12 protein-coding genes are annotated in these 16,035 nt (G+C 72.9%); 4 read left to right on the forward strand and 8 right to left on the reverse strand.

The genetic code is table 11. The features are described from left to right. Positions 1-19 precede the first annotated feature (19 nt). The 5 genes from IG88_RS0133145 to IG88_RS0133165 all read right to left on the reverse strand — a co-directional run bounded on the left by IG88_RS0133145 (position 20) and on the right by IG88_RS0133165 (position 8,002). On the reverse strand, positions 20-1,147 hold the full coding sequence (locus IG88_RS0133145) for a winged helix DNA-binding domain-containing protein (RefSeq protein WP_234332419.1): 1,128 nt from the start codon (positions 1,145-1,147) through the stop codon (positions 20-22). 164 nt (positions 1,148-1,311) lie between these two features. After that, entirely contained in the window at positions 1,312-2,520 is a 1,209-nt protein-coding gene (locus tag IG88_RS0133150) for a Cmx/CmrA family chloramphenicol efflux MFS transporter (RefSeq protein WP_031049312.1), read from the reverse strand. 99 nt (positions 2,521-2,619) lie between these two features. Beyond that, positions 2,620-4,914: an FdhF/YdeP family oxidoreductase gene (locus IG88_RS0133155; RefSeq protein WP_031049313.1), complete on the reverse strand. Its 2,295-nt coding sequence runs from the start codon at positions 4,912-4,914 to the stop codon at positions 2,620-2,622. Between the two features lie 59 nt (positions 4,915-4,973). Continuing rightward, positions 4,974-5,492, reverse strand: coding sequence for an SRPBCC family protein (locus tag IG88_RS0133160; RefSeq protein ID WP_031049314.1), 519 nt, complete (start codon positions 5,490-5,492; stop codon positions 4,974-4,976). Beyond that, positions 5,489-8,002 (reverse strand): ATP-dependent Clp protease ATP-binding subunit, encoded by a 2,514-nt coding sequence (locus IG88_RS0133165; RefSeq protein ID WP_031049316.1) that lies wholly within the window; start codon positions 8,000-8,002, stop codon positions 5,489-5,491. The genes IG88_RS0133160 and IG88_RS0133165 overlap by 4 nt, the downstream gene beginning before the upstream one ends. A gap of 131 nt (positions 8,003-8,133) precedes the next feature. Here IG88_RS0133165 and IG88_RS0133170 point away from each other — a divergent pair, with 131 nt between their 5' ends. From IG88_RS0133170 to IG88_RS0133180, 3 genes are all read left to right on the forward strand, one after another. After that, positions 8,134-9,348 (forward strand): MFS transporter, encoded by a 1,215-nt coding sequence (locus IG88_RS0133170; protein WP_031049318.1) that lies wholly within the window; start codon positions 8,134-8,136, stop codon positions 9,346-9,348. A gap of 64 nt (positions 9,349-9,412) precedes the next feature. Beyond that, complete coding sequence (locus IG88_RS0133175; RefSeq protein ID WP_031049320.1) at positions 9,413-9,994, forward strand: sugar O-acetyltransferase; 582 nt, start codon at positions 9,413-9,415, stop codon at positions 9,992-9,994. Positions 9,995-10,004: 10 nt separating this feature from the next. Then, positions 10,005-10,580: a TetR/AcrR family transcriptional regulator gene (locus IG88_RS0133180; protein WP_031049321.1), complete on the forward strand. Its 576-nt coding sequence runs from the start codon at positions 10,005-10,007 to the stop codon at positions 10,578-10,580. A 60-nt stretch (positions 10,581-10,640) separates the two neighbouring features. Here IG88_RS0133180 and IG88_RS0133185 read toward each other — a convergent pair whose 3' ends face one another. The 3 genes from IG88_RS0133185 to IG88_RS0133200 form a co-directional block, all read right to left on the reverse strand. Beyond that, a complete protein-coding gene (locus IG88_RS0133185) occupies positions 10,641-11,939 on the reverse strand; it encodes a YeeE/YedE family protein (RefSeq protein ID WP_031049323.1) in 1,299 nt (432 codons plus the stop codon). A 254-nt stretch (positions 11,940-12,193) separates the two neighbouring features. Then, positions 12,194-14,107 (reverse strand): molecular chaperone HtpG, encoded by a 1,914-nt coding sequence (gene htpG, locus IG88_RS0133190; protein ID WP_031049324.1) that lies wholly within the window; start codon positions 14,105-14,107, stop codon positions 12,194-12,196. A 305-nt stretch (positions 14,108-14,412) separates the two neighbouring features. Then, a complete protein-coding gene (locus tag IG88_RS0133200; RefSeq protein WP_031049325.1) occupies positions 14,413-14,910 on the reverse strand; it encodes a DUF2975 domain-containing protein in 498 nt (165 codons plus the stop codon). A gap of 237 nt (positions 14,911-15,147) precedes the next feature. Here IG88_RS0133200 and IG88_RS0133205 point away from each other — a divergent pair, with 237 nt between their 5' ends. Further along, positions 15,148-16,023 (forward strand): SGNH/GDSL hydrolase family protein, encoded by an 876-nt coding sequence (locus tag IG88_RS0133205; RefSeq protein ID WP_031049326.1) that lies wholly within the window; start codon positions 15,148-15,150, stop codon positions 16,021-16,023. Positions 16,024-16,035 lie beyond the last annotated feature (12 nt).

A 16,035-nucleotide genomic window follows, 5' to 3' on the forward strand; every position in this document is an offset into this window, starting at 1 on the left:
TTCCGCGCCGCCCGCCGGCTCAGGGCGACGCCGTTCCGATCACGATCCGGTCGCTGTCGCCGTCGGAGAGGAAGGACGCGAGGGCCCGCCCCTCCTCGGTGACCTCGGCCCGCTCGGACCGGGTGAGCCGGCGCAGCGGCGTGACGGCCACGGTGCCGTCCTCGACGGTCCAGGTCGCGCCGACCCGGCCGTCGACGAGGACGAAACGGGCGCCGGTGACCGACAGACCGCGGTGCTCGTCGTCGATGACGCGGCCTCGGTCCTGGTAGCCGAGGACCGCGTTGTCGAACGCCGGCAGGAACCGTGCCGGGGCGGGGGTGGCGGGGTCGGGCCGGGGCGCGTCGGGCAGGTCGAGGAGTTCCCGGCCGCGCTCGTCGCGGAAGGCGACCAGTTCCCCGCGTACGGCGGCGACCGCGGCGGGCAGTCCGGCCAGCCCGCACCAGGCGCGCAGGTCCGCCGAGGCGGCCGGTCCGAACGCGGCGAGGTAGCGCCGTACCAGGGCCGCCCCGGCCGGGTCGGTGCCCGGCGGGGCCGGCGGGTCGACCTCGCGGCCCAGCCAGGAGGCGACCGGGACGTAGCGCGCCCCGGCCCTCGTGCGCCACAGTCCGCGCGGCGGCAGTTGCGCCATCGGGATCAGCCCGGCGACCAGCATCTCCCCCAGCGGCCGCGGTCCCGCCTCGGGCCACCGCCCCGCCACGGCCCGGGCCAGTTCGGTCATCGAGCGGGGCTCGCCGTCCGCCAGGACCGCCCGGCCCGCCGCCGCGAGTTCGTCGAGGTCGATCCCCGCCAGTTCGCGGCGGTAGGTGCCGAGGACGCGTCCGCGCAGCATGGCGTCGTGGCGGGAGCGCCAGGCCAGGACGTCCTCGGCGGTGACGAGGTGGACGGTGCGGCGCATCAGGTGGGTGCGCACCAGGCGGCGTTCGGTGAGCGGGTCGTCGAGCGCGCGCGGGGTGAAGTCGCGCAGCCGCGACCACAGTCCGACGAACGGTTCCTGCGGCTCCTGCGCCTGCAGGCCGCCGAGGTGCGCGACGGCGTCCGGGACCGGGAGGTCCGCGCGGTCGAGCAGCAACTGCCGTGCGAGCGCCGCCCGGTTCAGCGACCGGGCGTCGAGCACGCCCTCGGGGTGGGTCACGGCTTTGGCGGTCACGACGGGCTCCTTGCCTCACGGAACGTGCGGGAAACGGCGGCTCCCGTCCCGCGGGAGGGGAGCCGCCGGGCCCACGCTGCCCCGGATCGAGGTCAGATTCTGTCCGCCTGGCCCGTCCGGCGGCCCGGGACGTGGTGGGCGCCGGGCCGCGGCCGGGTCGGGTGTCACACCCGTTGCGGCCGGTCCGCGCCCGCGGGTTCGGCGGCCATGGCGCCCATCACGACGTGCGACCGGCCGTGCAGCCGCAGGGAGACGACGACGAAGACGATCGCGACCAGGGTCATCGCCCCGCCCGCCCAGGCCGTGGCGGCGTATCCGAAGTCCGCGTCGATCACCGTGCCGCCGAGCCAGGGGCCGCCCGTGTTGCCCAGGTTGAACGCGGCGGTCGTCGTCGCACCGGCGAGGGTGGGCGCGGCGCCCGCGACGTTGAACATGCGCGCGTTGAGCGCGGGCGCCGTGTAGAAGGCGGAGACGCCCAGCAGCAGCGAGAGGACGATCACGGCGGCCGGGCTGGAGGCGAACAGCGCGAGGGCGGCCAGCAGCACCGTCGAGGCGGTGATGCCGGACAGCAGCACCCCGAACAGGTGCGCGTCGGCGACCCGGCCGCCGATGGTGGTGCCGATCAGCGCGCCGACGCCGAACAGCGCCAGCACGGTCGGGACCCAGCCGTCCGCCAGTCCGGCCACGTCGGTGAGGAGCGGCGCGAGGTAGGAGAAGGCGCAGAACACGCCGCCTGCGGCGAGTGCGGTCACGACGATGGACAGCCAGACCTGGCGGTCCCGGTAGATCGCCAGCTCGCCCCGCAGCCGGGGCCGTCGCTCGGGCAGCGGGATGCGCGGGATCAGTGTGACCACACCGACGAGCGCGACGGCGGACGCGCCGCCCACGGCCCAGAACGCGGACCGCCAGCCCAGGTGCTCGCCGAGGAAGGCGCCCGCGGGGACACCCAGGACGTTGGCGATGGACAGTCCGCCGATCATCACGGCCATCGCGCGGGCCCGAGCGGTGACCGGCACCATGGCGATGGCCACGGCCGCGCCCACGGCCCAGAAGCCGGCGCAGGCGAGCGCGCTCACGACCCGTGAGACGAACAGGACCTCGTAGCTCGTCGCGAGCGCGCCCGCGACCTGGCCGAGGCCGAACACCGAGATCAGGGCGACCAGCGTGGTCTTGCGGGGCAGCCGCAGGGTGGCGACGGCGAGCAGCGGCGCGCCGACCACCATGCCGATGGCGAACGCCGATATCAGCAGCCCGGCTTGCGGGATCGACACGTCCATGTCGTCGGCGATGGGCGGCAGCAGACCGGACAGCATGAACTCGCTGGTGCCGAGCGCGAAGACGGACAGGCCGAGGATGTAGACGGCGAGCGGCATACGGCCGGCCGCGGAGCGTGGGGAAGAGTCGGGCATGACAGGTGTCAACGGAGCCCCGCGGCCCGCCATTCCCGGGGCGGGCCGCGTCTCACCATGCGGCTACCGTGCCGAACGTTCCAGCCGGACGAGGATGTTCTTGGAGGTGGGCTGGTTGCTGATGTCGGCGACGCTGTCCAGCGGTACCAGTACCTGTGTCTCCGGGTAGTAGGCGGCGGCGGAACCGCGCGCCGTGGGGTACGGGACCACCTCGAAGTCCTCGGCGCGGCGCTCGGTGTCGTCGTGCCAGACGCCGACGACGTCGACCCGGTCGCCCGCGCTCAGCGCCAGGGCCTCCAGGTCCTCCGGGTTGACCATGACCACGCGGCGGCTGCCGTGGATGCCCCGGTAGCGGTCGTCGAGGGTGTAGGGCACGGTGTTCCACTGGTCGTGGGAGCGCAGGGTCTGCAGCAGCAGGTGGCCCTCGGGGAGGTCGGCCGCCTGCCAGGTGTTGCGGGTGAACAGGGCCTTGCCGGTGGCGGTGCGGTAGACGCCCTCGTTGACGGGGTTGGGCAGGCGGATGCCGCCGGGGCGGGCCACCCGCCGGTTGAAGTCGTGCAGGCCCGGCACGATGCGGGAGATGCGGTCGCGGATGGTGTGGTAGTCGGCCTCGAACGCGTCCCAGCGGATGTTCCCCGGGCCCTGGCCGAGGGTGTGGCGGGCGAGCCGGCACAGGATGGCGACCTCGCTGAGCAGGTGGGGGGAGGCGGGCTTGAGCCGTCCCCGGGAGGTGTGCACCTCGCTCATCGAGTTCTCCACCGTGACGAACTGTTCGCCGCCCGCCTGGTGGTCGCGTTCCGTGCGGCCGAGGGTGGGCAGGATGAGCGCGGTCCGGCCGCAGACGGTGTGGGAACGGTTCAGCTTCGTGGAGATGTGGGCGGTCAGGCGGCAGGTGCGCATGGCGTCCTCGGTGACCGCGCTGTCGGGGGCGGCCCGGACGAAGTTGCCGGCGACGCCGAGGAAGAACTTGATCCGGCCCTCGCGCATCGCCTTGATGGAGTCGACGGAGTCGAGGCCGTGGGCGCGCGGCGGCTCGAAGCCGAACTCGTCGCGCAGGGCGTCCAGGAAGGAGTCGGGCATCTGCTCCCAGATGCCCATCGTGCGGTCGCCCTGGACGTTGCTGTGGCCGCGCACCGGGCAGGCGCCGGTGCCCGCCCTGCCGAGGTTGCCGCGCAGCAGCAGGAAGTTGACGATCTCACGGATGGTGGGGACGCCGTGCTTGTGCTGGGTGATGCCCATCGCCCAGCAGACGACGACCCGGCTGCTCCGCAGGACCTCGTCGCGCACGTCCTCGATCTCCGCGCGGCTCAGGCCGGTGGCGGTGAGCACGTCGTCCCAGGAGGCCTGCCGGGCGTGCGCGGCGAACTCCTCGAAGCCGCTGGTGCTGTCGCGGATGAACGAGTGGTCCAGCACGTGGCCGGGCCGGGCGTCCTCGGCCTCCAGCAGCAGCCGGTTGAGGGCCTGGAAGAGGGCGAGGTCGCCGCCGGGCCGGATGTGCAGGAAGCGGTCGGCGATGCGGACGCCCTGTCCGATCACCCCGCGGGGCTTCTGCGGGTTCTTGAACCGCATCAGTCCCGCCTCCGGCAGCGGGTTGACGGCGACGATGCGGGCGCCGTTGAGCTTGGCCTCCTCCAGTGCGGACAACTGCCGCGGGTGGTTGGTGCCGGGGTTCTGTCCCACCAGGAAGATCAGGTCGGCGTCGTGGAGGTCCTGGAGGCTGACCGTTCCCTTGCCGGTGCCCAGGGTCTCGTGCAGGGCGAAGCCGCTCGACTCGTGGCACATGTTGCTGCAGTCGGGCAGGTTGTTGGTGCCGTAGGCCCGGGCGAACAGCTGCAGGACGAAGGCGGCTTCGTTGCTGACCCGGCCCGAGGTGTAGAAGACCGCCTCGTCGGGACTGTCCAGGGCCTTGAGTTCCCCGGCGAGCAGTTCCAGGGCCTCGCGCCAGCCGATGGGTTCGTAGTGGTCGGAGCCGGGGCGCTTCACCATCGGTTCGGTGAGGCGGCCCTGCTGGTTCAGCCACAGGTCGGAGCGGCGGGCCAGTTCGGAGACCGGGTGCTCGCGGAAGAAGCCCGCGGTGACGCGCCGGGTCGTCGCCTCGTCGTTGATGTGCTTGGCGCCGTTCTCGCAGTACTCGTTGCGGTGCCGGTGCCCGGGTGCGGGGTCCGCCCAGGCGCAGCCCGGGCAGTCGATCCCGTCCACCTGGTTCATGGTCAGCAGGTCCACCGCGGTGTCCTTCGGGGACGTCTGCGCCAGGGAGTACTCCAGTGCGTGCACCACGGCGGGCACGCCCGCGGCCCAGGTCTTGGGCGGGGTGACGGTCAGGTCGTCCCGGGGTTCGTCCGCGGGCGGCTTCTTCATGGGGGGATCGCCTCTCCTTCGGTGTGTGCTCTGCCGTTCGTCGTGCTGTCGGGCGCCGCTCAGCCGACGGGCCAGACCGGCACCCGGCTGCGCGGCGGTTCCGCCTCCGCCGGCCGCACCTGACCGCCCCGGACGGTCCCGCGCCAGCCGCCGCCGGCCTCACCTCGCCGTTCGATGTACGCCTTGAAGTGCGCGAGTTCGCGTCGCAGGACGCGGCCGGCCGCTCCCGGGACCGCGGTGAGCGCGGCGGCGAGCCCGCGGGGCCCGGCCGACATCCGCACGGTCACCGCCGTGCCGCCCGACCCGGTGGACCGGAAGGTCACCTCGCCCCGGTGGCCGTGGCGCCGTCCGAGGGTGCGCCAGGTCAGGTGCGAGTCGGGCACCTGGTCCACGATCTCGGTCACGAACTCCCGGCGCAGGGGGCCGATGCCGACGACCCACAGCGTCACGGTGGGCCTGAGCTGTTCGACCCGCTTCACGCTCGTCATGAACCGCGGGAAGCACGCGAACTGGGTCCACTGGTCGTAGGCGGTGCGCACCGGTACGTCGATCTCGACGGTCTCCTCGACGGTGTTCATGCTCCGCTCGCCTCCGTGGACGGGACCGGGCCGGCCTTCTCGACCGTGCAGTGCAGGGAGTCCTCGACGACGTCGGCGACGATGGTGTCGCCGGGGTCCGCCTCGCCGCCCAGCAGCAGGTCGGCGACGCGGTTGTCCAGTTCGCTCTGGATGGTGCGCCGCAGCGGGCGGGCGCCGAACTCCGGCTGGTGGCCGTGGGCGATCAGCAGCTTCTTGGCCGCCTCCGTGACCTTCAGGGTCAGCCCCTGGGCGTGCACCCGTCGTTCGCTCTGCGCCAGCAGGTGGTCCACGATCCGCGAGAGGTCGTCCTGGGTGAGCCCGTGGAAGACGATGATCTCGTCGATGCGGTTGAGGAACTCCGGCAGGAACCGGCCCCGCAGCTCCTCCATCAGCTCGTCCTTGAGGTCGGACACGTCGCCCTTGTGGTCGAGGATGCGGTGGGCGCCGATGTTGGACGTCATGATGACCACGCAGTGCCGGAAGTCGACAGTGCGCCCCTGTCCGTCGGTGAGGCGGCCGTCGTCGAGGATCTGCAGCAGCGTGTTGAAGACGTCGGGGTGGGCCTTCTCCACCTCGTCGAACAGGACCACGCTGTAGGGCTGGCGGCGGACCTTCTCGGTGAGCTGGCCGGCCTCCTCGTAGCCGACGTATCCCGGGGGCGCGCCGACCAGACGCGCGACGGTGTGCTTCTCCTGGAACTCGCTCATGTCGAACCGGATCATGCGGTTCTCCTCGCCGAACAGCAGCTCGGCGAGGGTCTTGGCCAGCTCGGTCTTGCCGACGCCGGTGGGCCCGAGGAAGAGGAAGGAGCCCACGGGACGGTCGGGGTCGCCCATGCCGGCCCGGTTGCGGCGCACGGCCCGCGAGACGGCGGTGACCGCCTCGTCCTGGCCGACGATCCGGGCGTGCATCTCCTCCTCGAGCCTGAGCAGCCGCTCCTTCTCCCCGGCCGTCAGCTGGGACACCGGGATGCCGGTGCGGCGGGAGATCACGTCCGCGATGTCGTCGGCGGTGACGGAGACGACGCCCTCGCGGCGCTCCTCGATGCCCGCGAGCTCGCCCTCCGCCTCGGCGATCTCGCGTTTCAGCTCGCCCGCCCGGTCGTAGTCCTCGGCGGCGACTGCCTGCTCCTGCTCCCGGCGCAGCCGCGCGATGCGGTCCTCGCGGCTGACGACCTCGGTGGAGCGGCCGGCGCTGCGCAGCCGAACCCGTGCGCCCGCCTGGTCCATGACGTCGATCGCCTTGTCGGGCAGGAACCGGTCGCTGACGTAGCGGTCGGACAGCTCCGCCGCCGCGGTCAGGGCGCCGTCGGCGAAACGGACCTGGTGGTGCGCCTCGTAGGCGTCGCGCAGGCCCTCCAGGATCTGCACCGTCTCCTCGACGGTGGGCTCGGGGACCATCACGGGCTGGAAGCGGCGTTCGAGGGCCGCGTCCTTCTCGACGTACTTGCGGTACTCGTCGATGGTCGTCGCGCCCACCACGTGCAGCTCGCCGCGGGCGAGGGCGGGCTTGAGCATGTTCCCGGCGTCCATGGAGCCCTCTCCGGTGGCCCCGGCGCCGACGACGGTGTGCAGTTCGTCGATGAACAGGACGATCTCGCCGCGGGCCTGCTGGACGTCCTCGATGACCTTCTTGAGCCGTTCCTCGAACTGTCCCCGGTACTGCGCGCCCGCGACCATCGCGGACAGGTCGAGGGCGACGACTCGCTTGTCCTTCAGCGTGTTGGGGACCTCTCCGGCCACGATCCGCTGGGCCAGTCCCTCCACGATGGCGGTCTTGCCGACGCCGGGCTCGCCGATCAGCACCGGGTTGTTCTTGGAGCGCCGGGAGAGGATCTCGACGGTCTGCTCGATCTCCTCGGCCCGGCCGACCACGGGGTCGAGCTTCCCGGCCTTCGCCTCCTCGGTCAGGTCGCGTCCGTACTCGTCCAGCGTCGTGGCCGGTGCGCCGTCCGCGTCGCCGGGGCGCCCGTTGGCCCGTCCGGCCTGTTCGGTGAGGCCCTCCAGCCTGCCGGTGTCCTGTCCCTGCGCGCCCAGCAGCCGGGCCGCGCCCGTGTCGCCGTCCGCCAGGAGGGCGCCCAGGACGTGCTCGGGGCCGATGTAGGAGGCACCGGCCGCGCGGGAGCGGGCGTAGGCGGTGGCGAGGGTGCGTTTGGCGGCCGGGGTGAGGCCGGGCTCGGCGGAGGGCTCGCCCGCCTCGCGGGGCAGCACCTCGGCGACCCGGGAGGCGAGCGTGTCGGGGTCGGCCCCGGCCCGGGCGAGCAGTCCGCGCGAGGGCTCCACCTTCGTGGCCGCCCACAGCAGGTGTTCCGTGTCCAGGTCGGAGGTCCCGTCGTCCTGCGCCCGCCGTGCGGCCAGGGTGAGGAGTTCCTGCGCGGACTCGGTCAGCATCCGGCCGATCGGCACCCGCTGCACCGCCGGGGGCGAGGAGGACGGTGACGTACCGAAGAAGCGGTTCAGCAGTTCGCTGAACGGGTCGGACGGGCCGAATCCGAACGACGACATCGACATGACAGCTCCAGGAGCGGTGGGGAGTCGCTTCCACCGAAACCCCGCGCGGGCGCCTGCGCAAGCGGAGCGGAGGCGCCGTGCGCGGAGCCAGGGAGTGTACGTTCGTACGCACCGGCGGTAGGCTCCCGCGCATGACTGTGGACGTACTGCGCCGGCCCGCCCCGGCCGACCGGCGGGCTCGCGTGGCCGTCGCCGTGCTGTTCTTCACCAACGGGGCCCTGTTCGCCAACCTGTTGCCGAGGTATCCCCAGATCAAGGCGGACCTGGGCATCGACAACGCGGCCTACGGGCTTGCCGTGGCGGCGTTCCCGGCCGGCGCCATCGCGGCCGGGCTCGGGGCGGGAATCCTGGTCCGGCGGTTCGGCTCGGCGCGGGTGGCGGTCGGCGGCACGCTGCTGACCGGTGCGGGCATCCTCGCCGCCGGGCTCGCGCCCACGGTGGCGGTGTTCGCGGGGGCGCTGTTCCTGGCCGGGGCGATGGACGCGTTCACCGACGTCGCGCAGAACGCCCACGGGCTGCGGGTGCAGCGCCGTTACGGACGGTCCGTCATCAACTCCTTCCACGCCGTCTGGTCCATCGGTGCCGTCACCGGCGGCTCGATGGCCGCCGCCGCGATCGCGCTGGGTGTCCCGCGCGGGCCGCACCTGCTGTTCTCCGCCGCGGTGTTCGCGGTCGCGGCCTGCGTCGCGCTGCGCTACTGCCTGCCGGGCCCCGAGGGCGCGAGCGAATCCGCCGGGGAGGCGGGCACCGAGGACCGCGCGCCGTCGCCGGCCCGGGCACCGGCGAGGGGGCTGCGCACCGGCTGGGTGCTGGCCGCGCTCGTCCTCGTCGCCACGGCCGGCACCCTCGTCGAGGACGCGGGCATGTCCTGGGCCACCCTCTACCTCGCCGACTCGCTGCACGCGACCGCGGCGCTGGCCGCCTCCGGGTATGTCGCCCTGGTCGGCGCGCAGTTCGTCGGCCGCATCGTCGGCGACCGGCTCGTGGACCGCTTCGGCCAGCGCGCGGTGGCCCGCTCGGGCGCACTGATCGCCGGGGTCGGCATGGGCCTGGCGCTGGCCGTGCCGACGGTGCCCGGCACGGTCCTCGGGTTCGCCGCGGCCGGGTTCGGGGTGGCGACGCTGGTGCCGGCGGCGATGCACGACGCCGACGAACTGCCGGGCCTCAGGCCCGGAACGGGGCTGACCCTGGTCTCCTGGCTGATGCGGCTCGGCTTCCTGCTCTCCCCGCCGGTGGTGGGTCTGGTCGCCGACGCAACGAGCCTCAGGGCCGGGCTGCTGGTGGTGCCGCTCGCGGGACTGGTCGTCCTCGTGTGCGGCGGAGTGCTCCAGCCCCGGCGGCACTGAGCCGAAGGGTGGGCGACACACCGGGAATGTACGTTCGTACGCTTCGCGGGGTACGATCGGGCGCATGCCGACGGACCACTTCGCGGGCGACTCCCGCACGAACCTCGAACGCATGCTGGCGGGCGACCTCTACATCGCCGACGATCCGGAGATCGCCCGCAGGCAGCAGCGGGCCGTGCGGCTCGCCGCCCGCTACCAGGCGGCGTACGCGGAGGACGCGGAGGCCGCACGCCCCCTCCTCGCCGAGCTGCTCGGCTCGCTGGGCGCCGAGGCCCACGTCCGGCCGCCGCTGTACGTCGATTACGGCAGCAACATCACCGTCGGGGCGCGCACCTTCGTCAACTACAACCTGACGGCACTGGACGTCGCGGCGATCACCATCGGCGAGGACTGCCAGATCGGACCGAACGTCCAGTTGCTCACCCCCACGCACCCCCTGGAGCCCGGGCCCCGCCGGGACAAGCTGGAGGCCGCCCGGCCCATCGTCATCGGCGACAACGTCTGGCTCGGCGGGGGTGCGATCGTGCTGCCGGGCGTGACCGTCGGGGACGACTCCGTGATCGGCGCGGGCGCGGTCGTCACGAAGGACGTGCCGGCCGGCGTGGTGGCCGTCGGCAACCCCGCCCGCCCGGTGCGGAACCTGTAGGACCGCTCCCATGGCAACCGGACACACCGATCCGCAGCGGCGGGAGCGCATCCTCGACGCCACCCTCGACCTGATCGCCGAGGAGGGCATCGCCCGGGTCTCCCACCGGAAGATCGCCGCCCGCGCGGGGGTTCCGCTCGGCTCGATGACGTACCACTTCAGCGGCATCGACCACCTGCTGCGGGAGGCGTTCGGCCGGTTCACCGACCACATCGTCGCGGTGTTCGACGCACATCTCGGCGCCGCCGCCGACCGCGACCAGGCCCGTGAGGCGGTGGCCGACCTCGTGCACGAGCTGTCCGAGGACAGCCAGCGCGATCTGGTGCTCACCCAGGAGCTGTACACGCTCGCCGCACGCCAGCCCGCCTACCGGGAGCTGACCCACGAGTGGATGCGCCGCAGCCGCGTCCACCTGGAGAAGCACTTCGACCCGGACACGGCCCGCCAGCTCGACGCCCTCATCGAGGGCCTCACCCTGCACCGCGCCCTGGCCCGGGAACCGCACGGGCGGGCACTCACCGCGGAGGCCGTCGCCCGGGTCACCGCCACCGACCGGTCCGCACCGCGGGGTGGCGTCACCCCGTAGCGGACCCTTCGGCGGCCCGTGCGGCACGGTCCTGACCCCTGTGCCGCACGGGCACCCTCGTCAGCAGACGCCGTCGCCCGGCTTGGGGTTGCCCAGGCCGAACAGCGGGCGCAGCCTGAGGCCCACCCAGGTGCCGGCCAGCGCGAAGGCGCCCCACAGCCAGCCGCTGAGGCTGCCCGACGCGATGCCCGCCAGGTAGGCGCCGATGTTGCAGCCGCCGGCCAGCCGGGCGCCGATTCCCATCAGTACGCCGCCGAGCACCGCCGCGAGCGCGGTGCGCCAGGGAATGCCCCGGTGCAGCGCCCAGGTGCCGCCCAGCGAGGCGGCGACGGCCGCGCCGATCATGATGCCGATGTCGGTGAGGCTGGTCTTGTCGGCGAGCACGGGACCGGCCAGCATCTCCGCGTTGCCGGGCCGCTGCCACCAGGACCAGTTCTCGGGGTGGCCGCCGAGCGCGCCGACCAGCTCCGACCCCCAGAGACTGAAGGCGCTGGTGACGCCCCAGGCGCCGCCGGAGACCAGCAGGACGCCCGCGCCGAGCAGGGCCAGCGCCAGGGCGCCGGCGGCCAGCGGCCAGGAACCGCGCACGGCCCGGACGGCGGCCCGGCGCGCGGAGGGTACGGCGCCCAGTGGCGGCGGGTTGCGGCGGGCCTGCACACGGCGGCTGACCAGCACCACGAGGAGCAGCGCGGCGACGGTCACGCCCCAGGAGCCGAGCCACCCGATGTGCTCGGACAGCACGACGGGCTCCCAGGCCGGGAGGTCCTTCCACAGGTCGTACTGCCAGGCGGCGAGGGTGGCCCCCGCGACGAAGCCGCCGAGCGTCAGCACGATCGAGGTCTGCCCCGAGCCGACCGCGAAGAGGGTGCCCGAGGCGCAGGCGCCGCCGAGCTGCATGCCGACGGCGAAGAGCGCGGAACCGGCGAACAGCCCGACGCCGATCGGTCCGGCCGACGGCGCGGGCTGGGCGCCGAACAGGCCGGTCCCGGTGCCGATGAGCAGCGCGAACAGGGTGGCCGTGGTGCCGAGGAGCAGGGCGTGCGCCCGCAGCCCGGTGCCGTTGCCGACGGCGACGAGCTGCCGCCAGGCGGAGGTGAAGCCGAACCGGGAGTGGAAGAGGGCGACGCCCAGGCCGAGGCCGAGCAGGAGCAGCACGCCGGGCTTGGCGCCGTGCGCGGACCACACGTGGGCGGTGAGGGCGACGGCGAGCAGCCCGGAGACGACGAGCGGGGTCCGCCGTACCGGGGGCAGGGGCGGCGCCTCGGGACGCTCCGAGGAGGTGGGCGAGGGAGCGAACAGGAGGGCGGAGGCGCGCGGCGGCGCGGCCGGGGACGACCCGGCGGGGGGTGCGGTGGTCACGGAACAGTCTCCGGGGTGGTGTGCACGGGCGGCGGACGCTGGCGGACCGGCGGCGCGGGGCGCTCGGCCGGCCGGTGTTCAGCGGCGACAGAGGCCGTCGTCGACGCACCACGCCGAGGTCGCGAAGAGCGCGAGGCACAGCAGCGGAGCCGATGCATACATGCGTGCGAATATACGGAGGAGGCTGCTCCGGATGCCACGCCGTCTCGCCATGCGGATGGCGGGACGGCGTGGGGTCCGTGTCCACAGGCCGGTCAGAGGGTGCGCTCCAGGCGGTCGGCCATCAGCTGCACGAAGCGTGCGGGCTCCTTGGGCCGCCCGCCCTCGGCGAGCACCGCGAGGGCGTGCAGCAGTTCGGCGGTCTCGGTGAGTTCCGCGCGGTCCTGCCGGTCGGTCCAGGCCCGGTTCAGGGTCTTGACCAACTGGTGCTCGGGGTTGAGTTCGAGGATGCGCTTGGCGCTGGGAACCTCCTGCCCCATCGCCCGGTACATGTTCTCCAGGGCCGGTGTCAGCTCACCCGCGTCGGAGACGACGCAGGCCGGGGAGACGGTCAGGCGGTGGGAGAGGCGGACCTCCTTGACGTCCTCGCCCAGGTGCTCGCTCATCCAGCCGAGCAGCCCGGCGTACTCCTCGCCCTGCTTCTCCTTCTCGGCGTCGCTCTTGTCGTCCTCGGTGCCGGAGAGGTCGATCTCGCCCTTGGCCACCGAGCGCAGCGTCTTGCCCTCGTACTCCCCTACCGCGTCGACCCAGACCTCGTCGACGGCGTCGGTGAGCAGGAGGACCTCGACGCCCTTGGCCCGGAACGCCTCCATGTGCGGGGAGTTCTCGATGGCGGCGCGGGACTCGCCCGTCATGTAGTAGATGTCGTCCTGCCCCTCCTTCATCCGCTCCACGTAGTCCTTGAGCGAGGTCGGCTCGTCGGCGTCGTGGGTGGAGGCGAACGAGCAGGCGGCGAGGATCGCGTCCTGGTTCTCGGAGTCGGTCACCAGGCCTTCCTTCAGCACCGCGCCGAACTCGCGCCAGAACGTGGCGTAGCGCTCCGGCGCCGACGTCCTGAGGTCCTTGACCGTGGAGAGGACCTTCTTGGTCAGGCGGCGCTGGATCATACGGATGTGGCGGTCCTGCTGGAGGATCTCGCGGGAGACGTTGAGCGAGAGGTCCTGTGCGTCGACCACGCCCTTGACGAAGCGGAGGTAGGGCGGCAGCAGTTCCTCGCAGTCGTCCATGATGAAGACGCGCTTCACGTAGAGCTGGACCCCGCGCCGGTAGCCCTGGGTGAACAGGTCGTGCGGGGCGTGCGAGGGCACGAAGAGCAGCGCCTGGTACTCGAAGGTGCCCTCCGCCTGGAGCCGGATGGTCTCCAGCGGGTCGCGCCAGTCGTGGCCGATGTGCTTGTACAGCTCGTGGTACTCGTCGTCGGACACCTCGTCGCGCGGGCGCGCCCACAGGGCCTTCATCGAGTTGAGCGTCTCGGCCTCGCGGGCCTCCGCGCCGTCGCCCTCCTCGCCGGGCTCGGGCAGCAGGCGGACCGGCCAGGTGATGAAGTCCGAGTACCGCTTGACGATCTCCTTGATCTTCCAGGCGGAGGTGTAGTCGTGGAGCTGGTTCTCGGCGTCGGCGGGCTTGAGGTGCAGGGTGACGGCGGTCCCCTGCGGGAGGCCGTCGACCCGTTCGAGGGTGTAGGTCCCCTCGCCCTTGGAGGTCCAGCGGGTGCCCTCGCTCTCGCCGGCGTGCCGGGTGACCAGGGTGACCTCGTCCGCGACCATGAAGCCCGAGTAGAAGCCGACGCCGAACTGGCCGATGAGCCCGTCGGCCCCGGCCCCGGCCCCGTCCTGGGCCTCGCGCAGTTCCTGCAGGAACTTGGCGGTGCCCGAGTTGGCGATCGTGCCGATCAGGCGGGTGACCTCGTCGTACGACATGCCGATGCCGTTGTCCCGCACGGTCAGGGTGCGGGCGTCCTTGTCGACCTCCAGCTCGATGTGCAGGTCGCTCACGTCGGCGTCGGGCACGTCGCCGCGCAGGGCGGCGAGGCGCAGCTTGTCCAGCGCGTCGGAGGCGTTGGAGACGAGCTCGCGCAGGAAGACATCCTTGTTCGAGTAGACGGAGTGAATCATCAGCTTGAGAAGCTGACGCGCCTCTACCTGGAACTCAAACGTTTCGGTCGTCATGGCTGGTGAGTACCTCACAGGTCCGTCGTACGACTGGGCGGGAGCCACTTTAGAACAGCCCCGGGGCACCGCTGCAGTGGTCGTCCGCGCCCTCGACCCGGAGCCCGGCGGCCTCTGCCCGCCGTTGCGTCGGGGCCCCGGGCGGGTTCACCCGCAGCGCGCGCTCGTCGTTGCCCGCCCCGGACGGCACCTGAACGGGGAGTCGGCGTACGACCACTTCGGGTCGAGGGGCGTGCACCCCTGCCGCTCCGACTCCGCCGCCAGGGCCACGGCCGACCGGGCGGACGGGCGGAGGGAGGGAGCCGTCAGGCCGCCTCGGCGAGTTCGGCGCGCATCGCGGTCGCCTTCTGCAGCAGGCCGCGCATGACGACGGTGAGCATGGCGAACGCGGCTCCGGCCCCGACGCAGGTGACCGCGGCACCGAGCGCGCCGAGCGCCTGCATGCCGTCGTCGGGGGAAGGGATCTCCGCCACGGCCAGGTGCACGGCGGTGCCGAGCGCCAGCAGCGTGGCCACGACCGTGGCCGCGATGACGACGTCGACCCAGCGGAAGGCCCGGCGGGTGAAGACGGCGTCCCGCTCGACCATGCCGAGCAGCATCCACACCGCGCCGAGCACGACCTGGACGCAGGCGACCCCGGCGATCGCGACCGCCGCATAGGGCACGGCGAAGGGCTCGTAGGGCGGGAAGCGGTCGACCTCGTCCGCCGCCGTCGAGGGGATGACGACGAACTGGCCGAAGAGTCCGAGCAGGATCGCCGAGGCTGCGCCGACCCTGAGTGCGGCGATGATCAAACGGTGCATGCGTCGATCTTCGACGGGAGCCGGCCGGGAATCAATCGGCTCGGCCGAAGAGAGGGCGCCTCCGGCGACCGGGACGGCCCGGCGTCCGCGAGAAGTTCCGTCACCACCGTTGACGCCGAGTCAGCGGCCCTGCACATTACTTAAAAGTAGAACCGTCCGGTAACCCCGCCGCACCCGTTCGACCACCCCGCCACACCCCTCCCGCAGACCGCCGCCCTCCCGAAGAAGAGAGAGCACATGCCGAAGCACGCCCTTCGCCGTGTCATGACCGCGACAATCACCGCTGTCGGCGCACTCGCCCTCGGTCTCACGGACGCCACCGCCCACGCCGCGCCCGCCACCCTCGACTACGTGGCCCTCGGCGACAGTTACAGCGCCGGATCGGGTGTTCTGCCCGTCGACCTCACCAGCCCGCTCTGTCTGCGCTCGACGGCCAACTACCCCCACGTCGTCGCGAAGGCGACCGGCGCCCGCCTCAAGGACGTCACCTGCGGCGGCGCCCGGACCACCGACTTCACGCAGGCCCAGTACCCGGGCACGCCCCCGCAGTTGGACGCGCTCGGCGCCGGCACGGACCTGGTCACGCTCACCATCGGCGGCAACGACAACGGCACGTTCATCAACGCCATCACGGCCTGCGGCACGGCGGGCGTCCTCAGCGGCGGCAAGGGCAGCCCCTGCAAGGACAAGCACGGCACGTCCTTCGACGACGAGATCGAGGCCAACACCTATCCCGCGCTCAAGGCTGCCCTGCGGGCGGTGCGCGCCAAGGCGCCGGAGGCCCGGGTGGCGGCCCTCGGCTACCCGTGGATCACCCCGGCCGCCGCCGACCCGTCCTGCTTCGTGAAGCTGCCCCTCGCCGCCGGTGACGTGCCCTACCTGCGCGCCATCCAGACGCACCTGAACGACGCGGTCCGGCGGGCGGCCGAGGAGACCGGCGCCACGTACGTCGACTTCTCCGAAGCCTCCGACGGGCACGACGCCTGCGCGGCCCCCGGCACCCGTTGGATCGAACCGCTGCTGTTCGGGAGCAACCTCGTGCCCGTCCACCCCAACGCCCTGGGCGAGCGGCGCATGGCCGAGCACACGATGAGCGTCCTGGGCCTGGGCTGACCCCGGCACTCC

Origin of the sequence: Streptomyces sp. NRRL F-5650, from assembly GCF_000721365.1 — a bacterium.
Classification (GTDB): domain Bacteria; phylum Actinomycetota; class Actinomycetes; order Streptomycetales; family Streptomycetaceae; genus Streptomyces; species Streptomyces ardesiacus.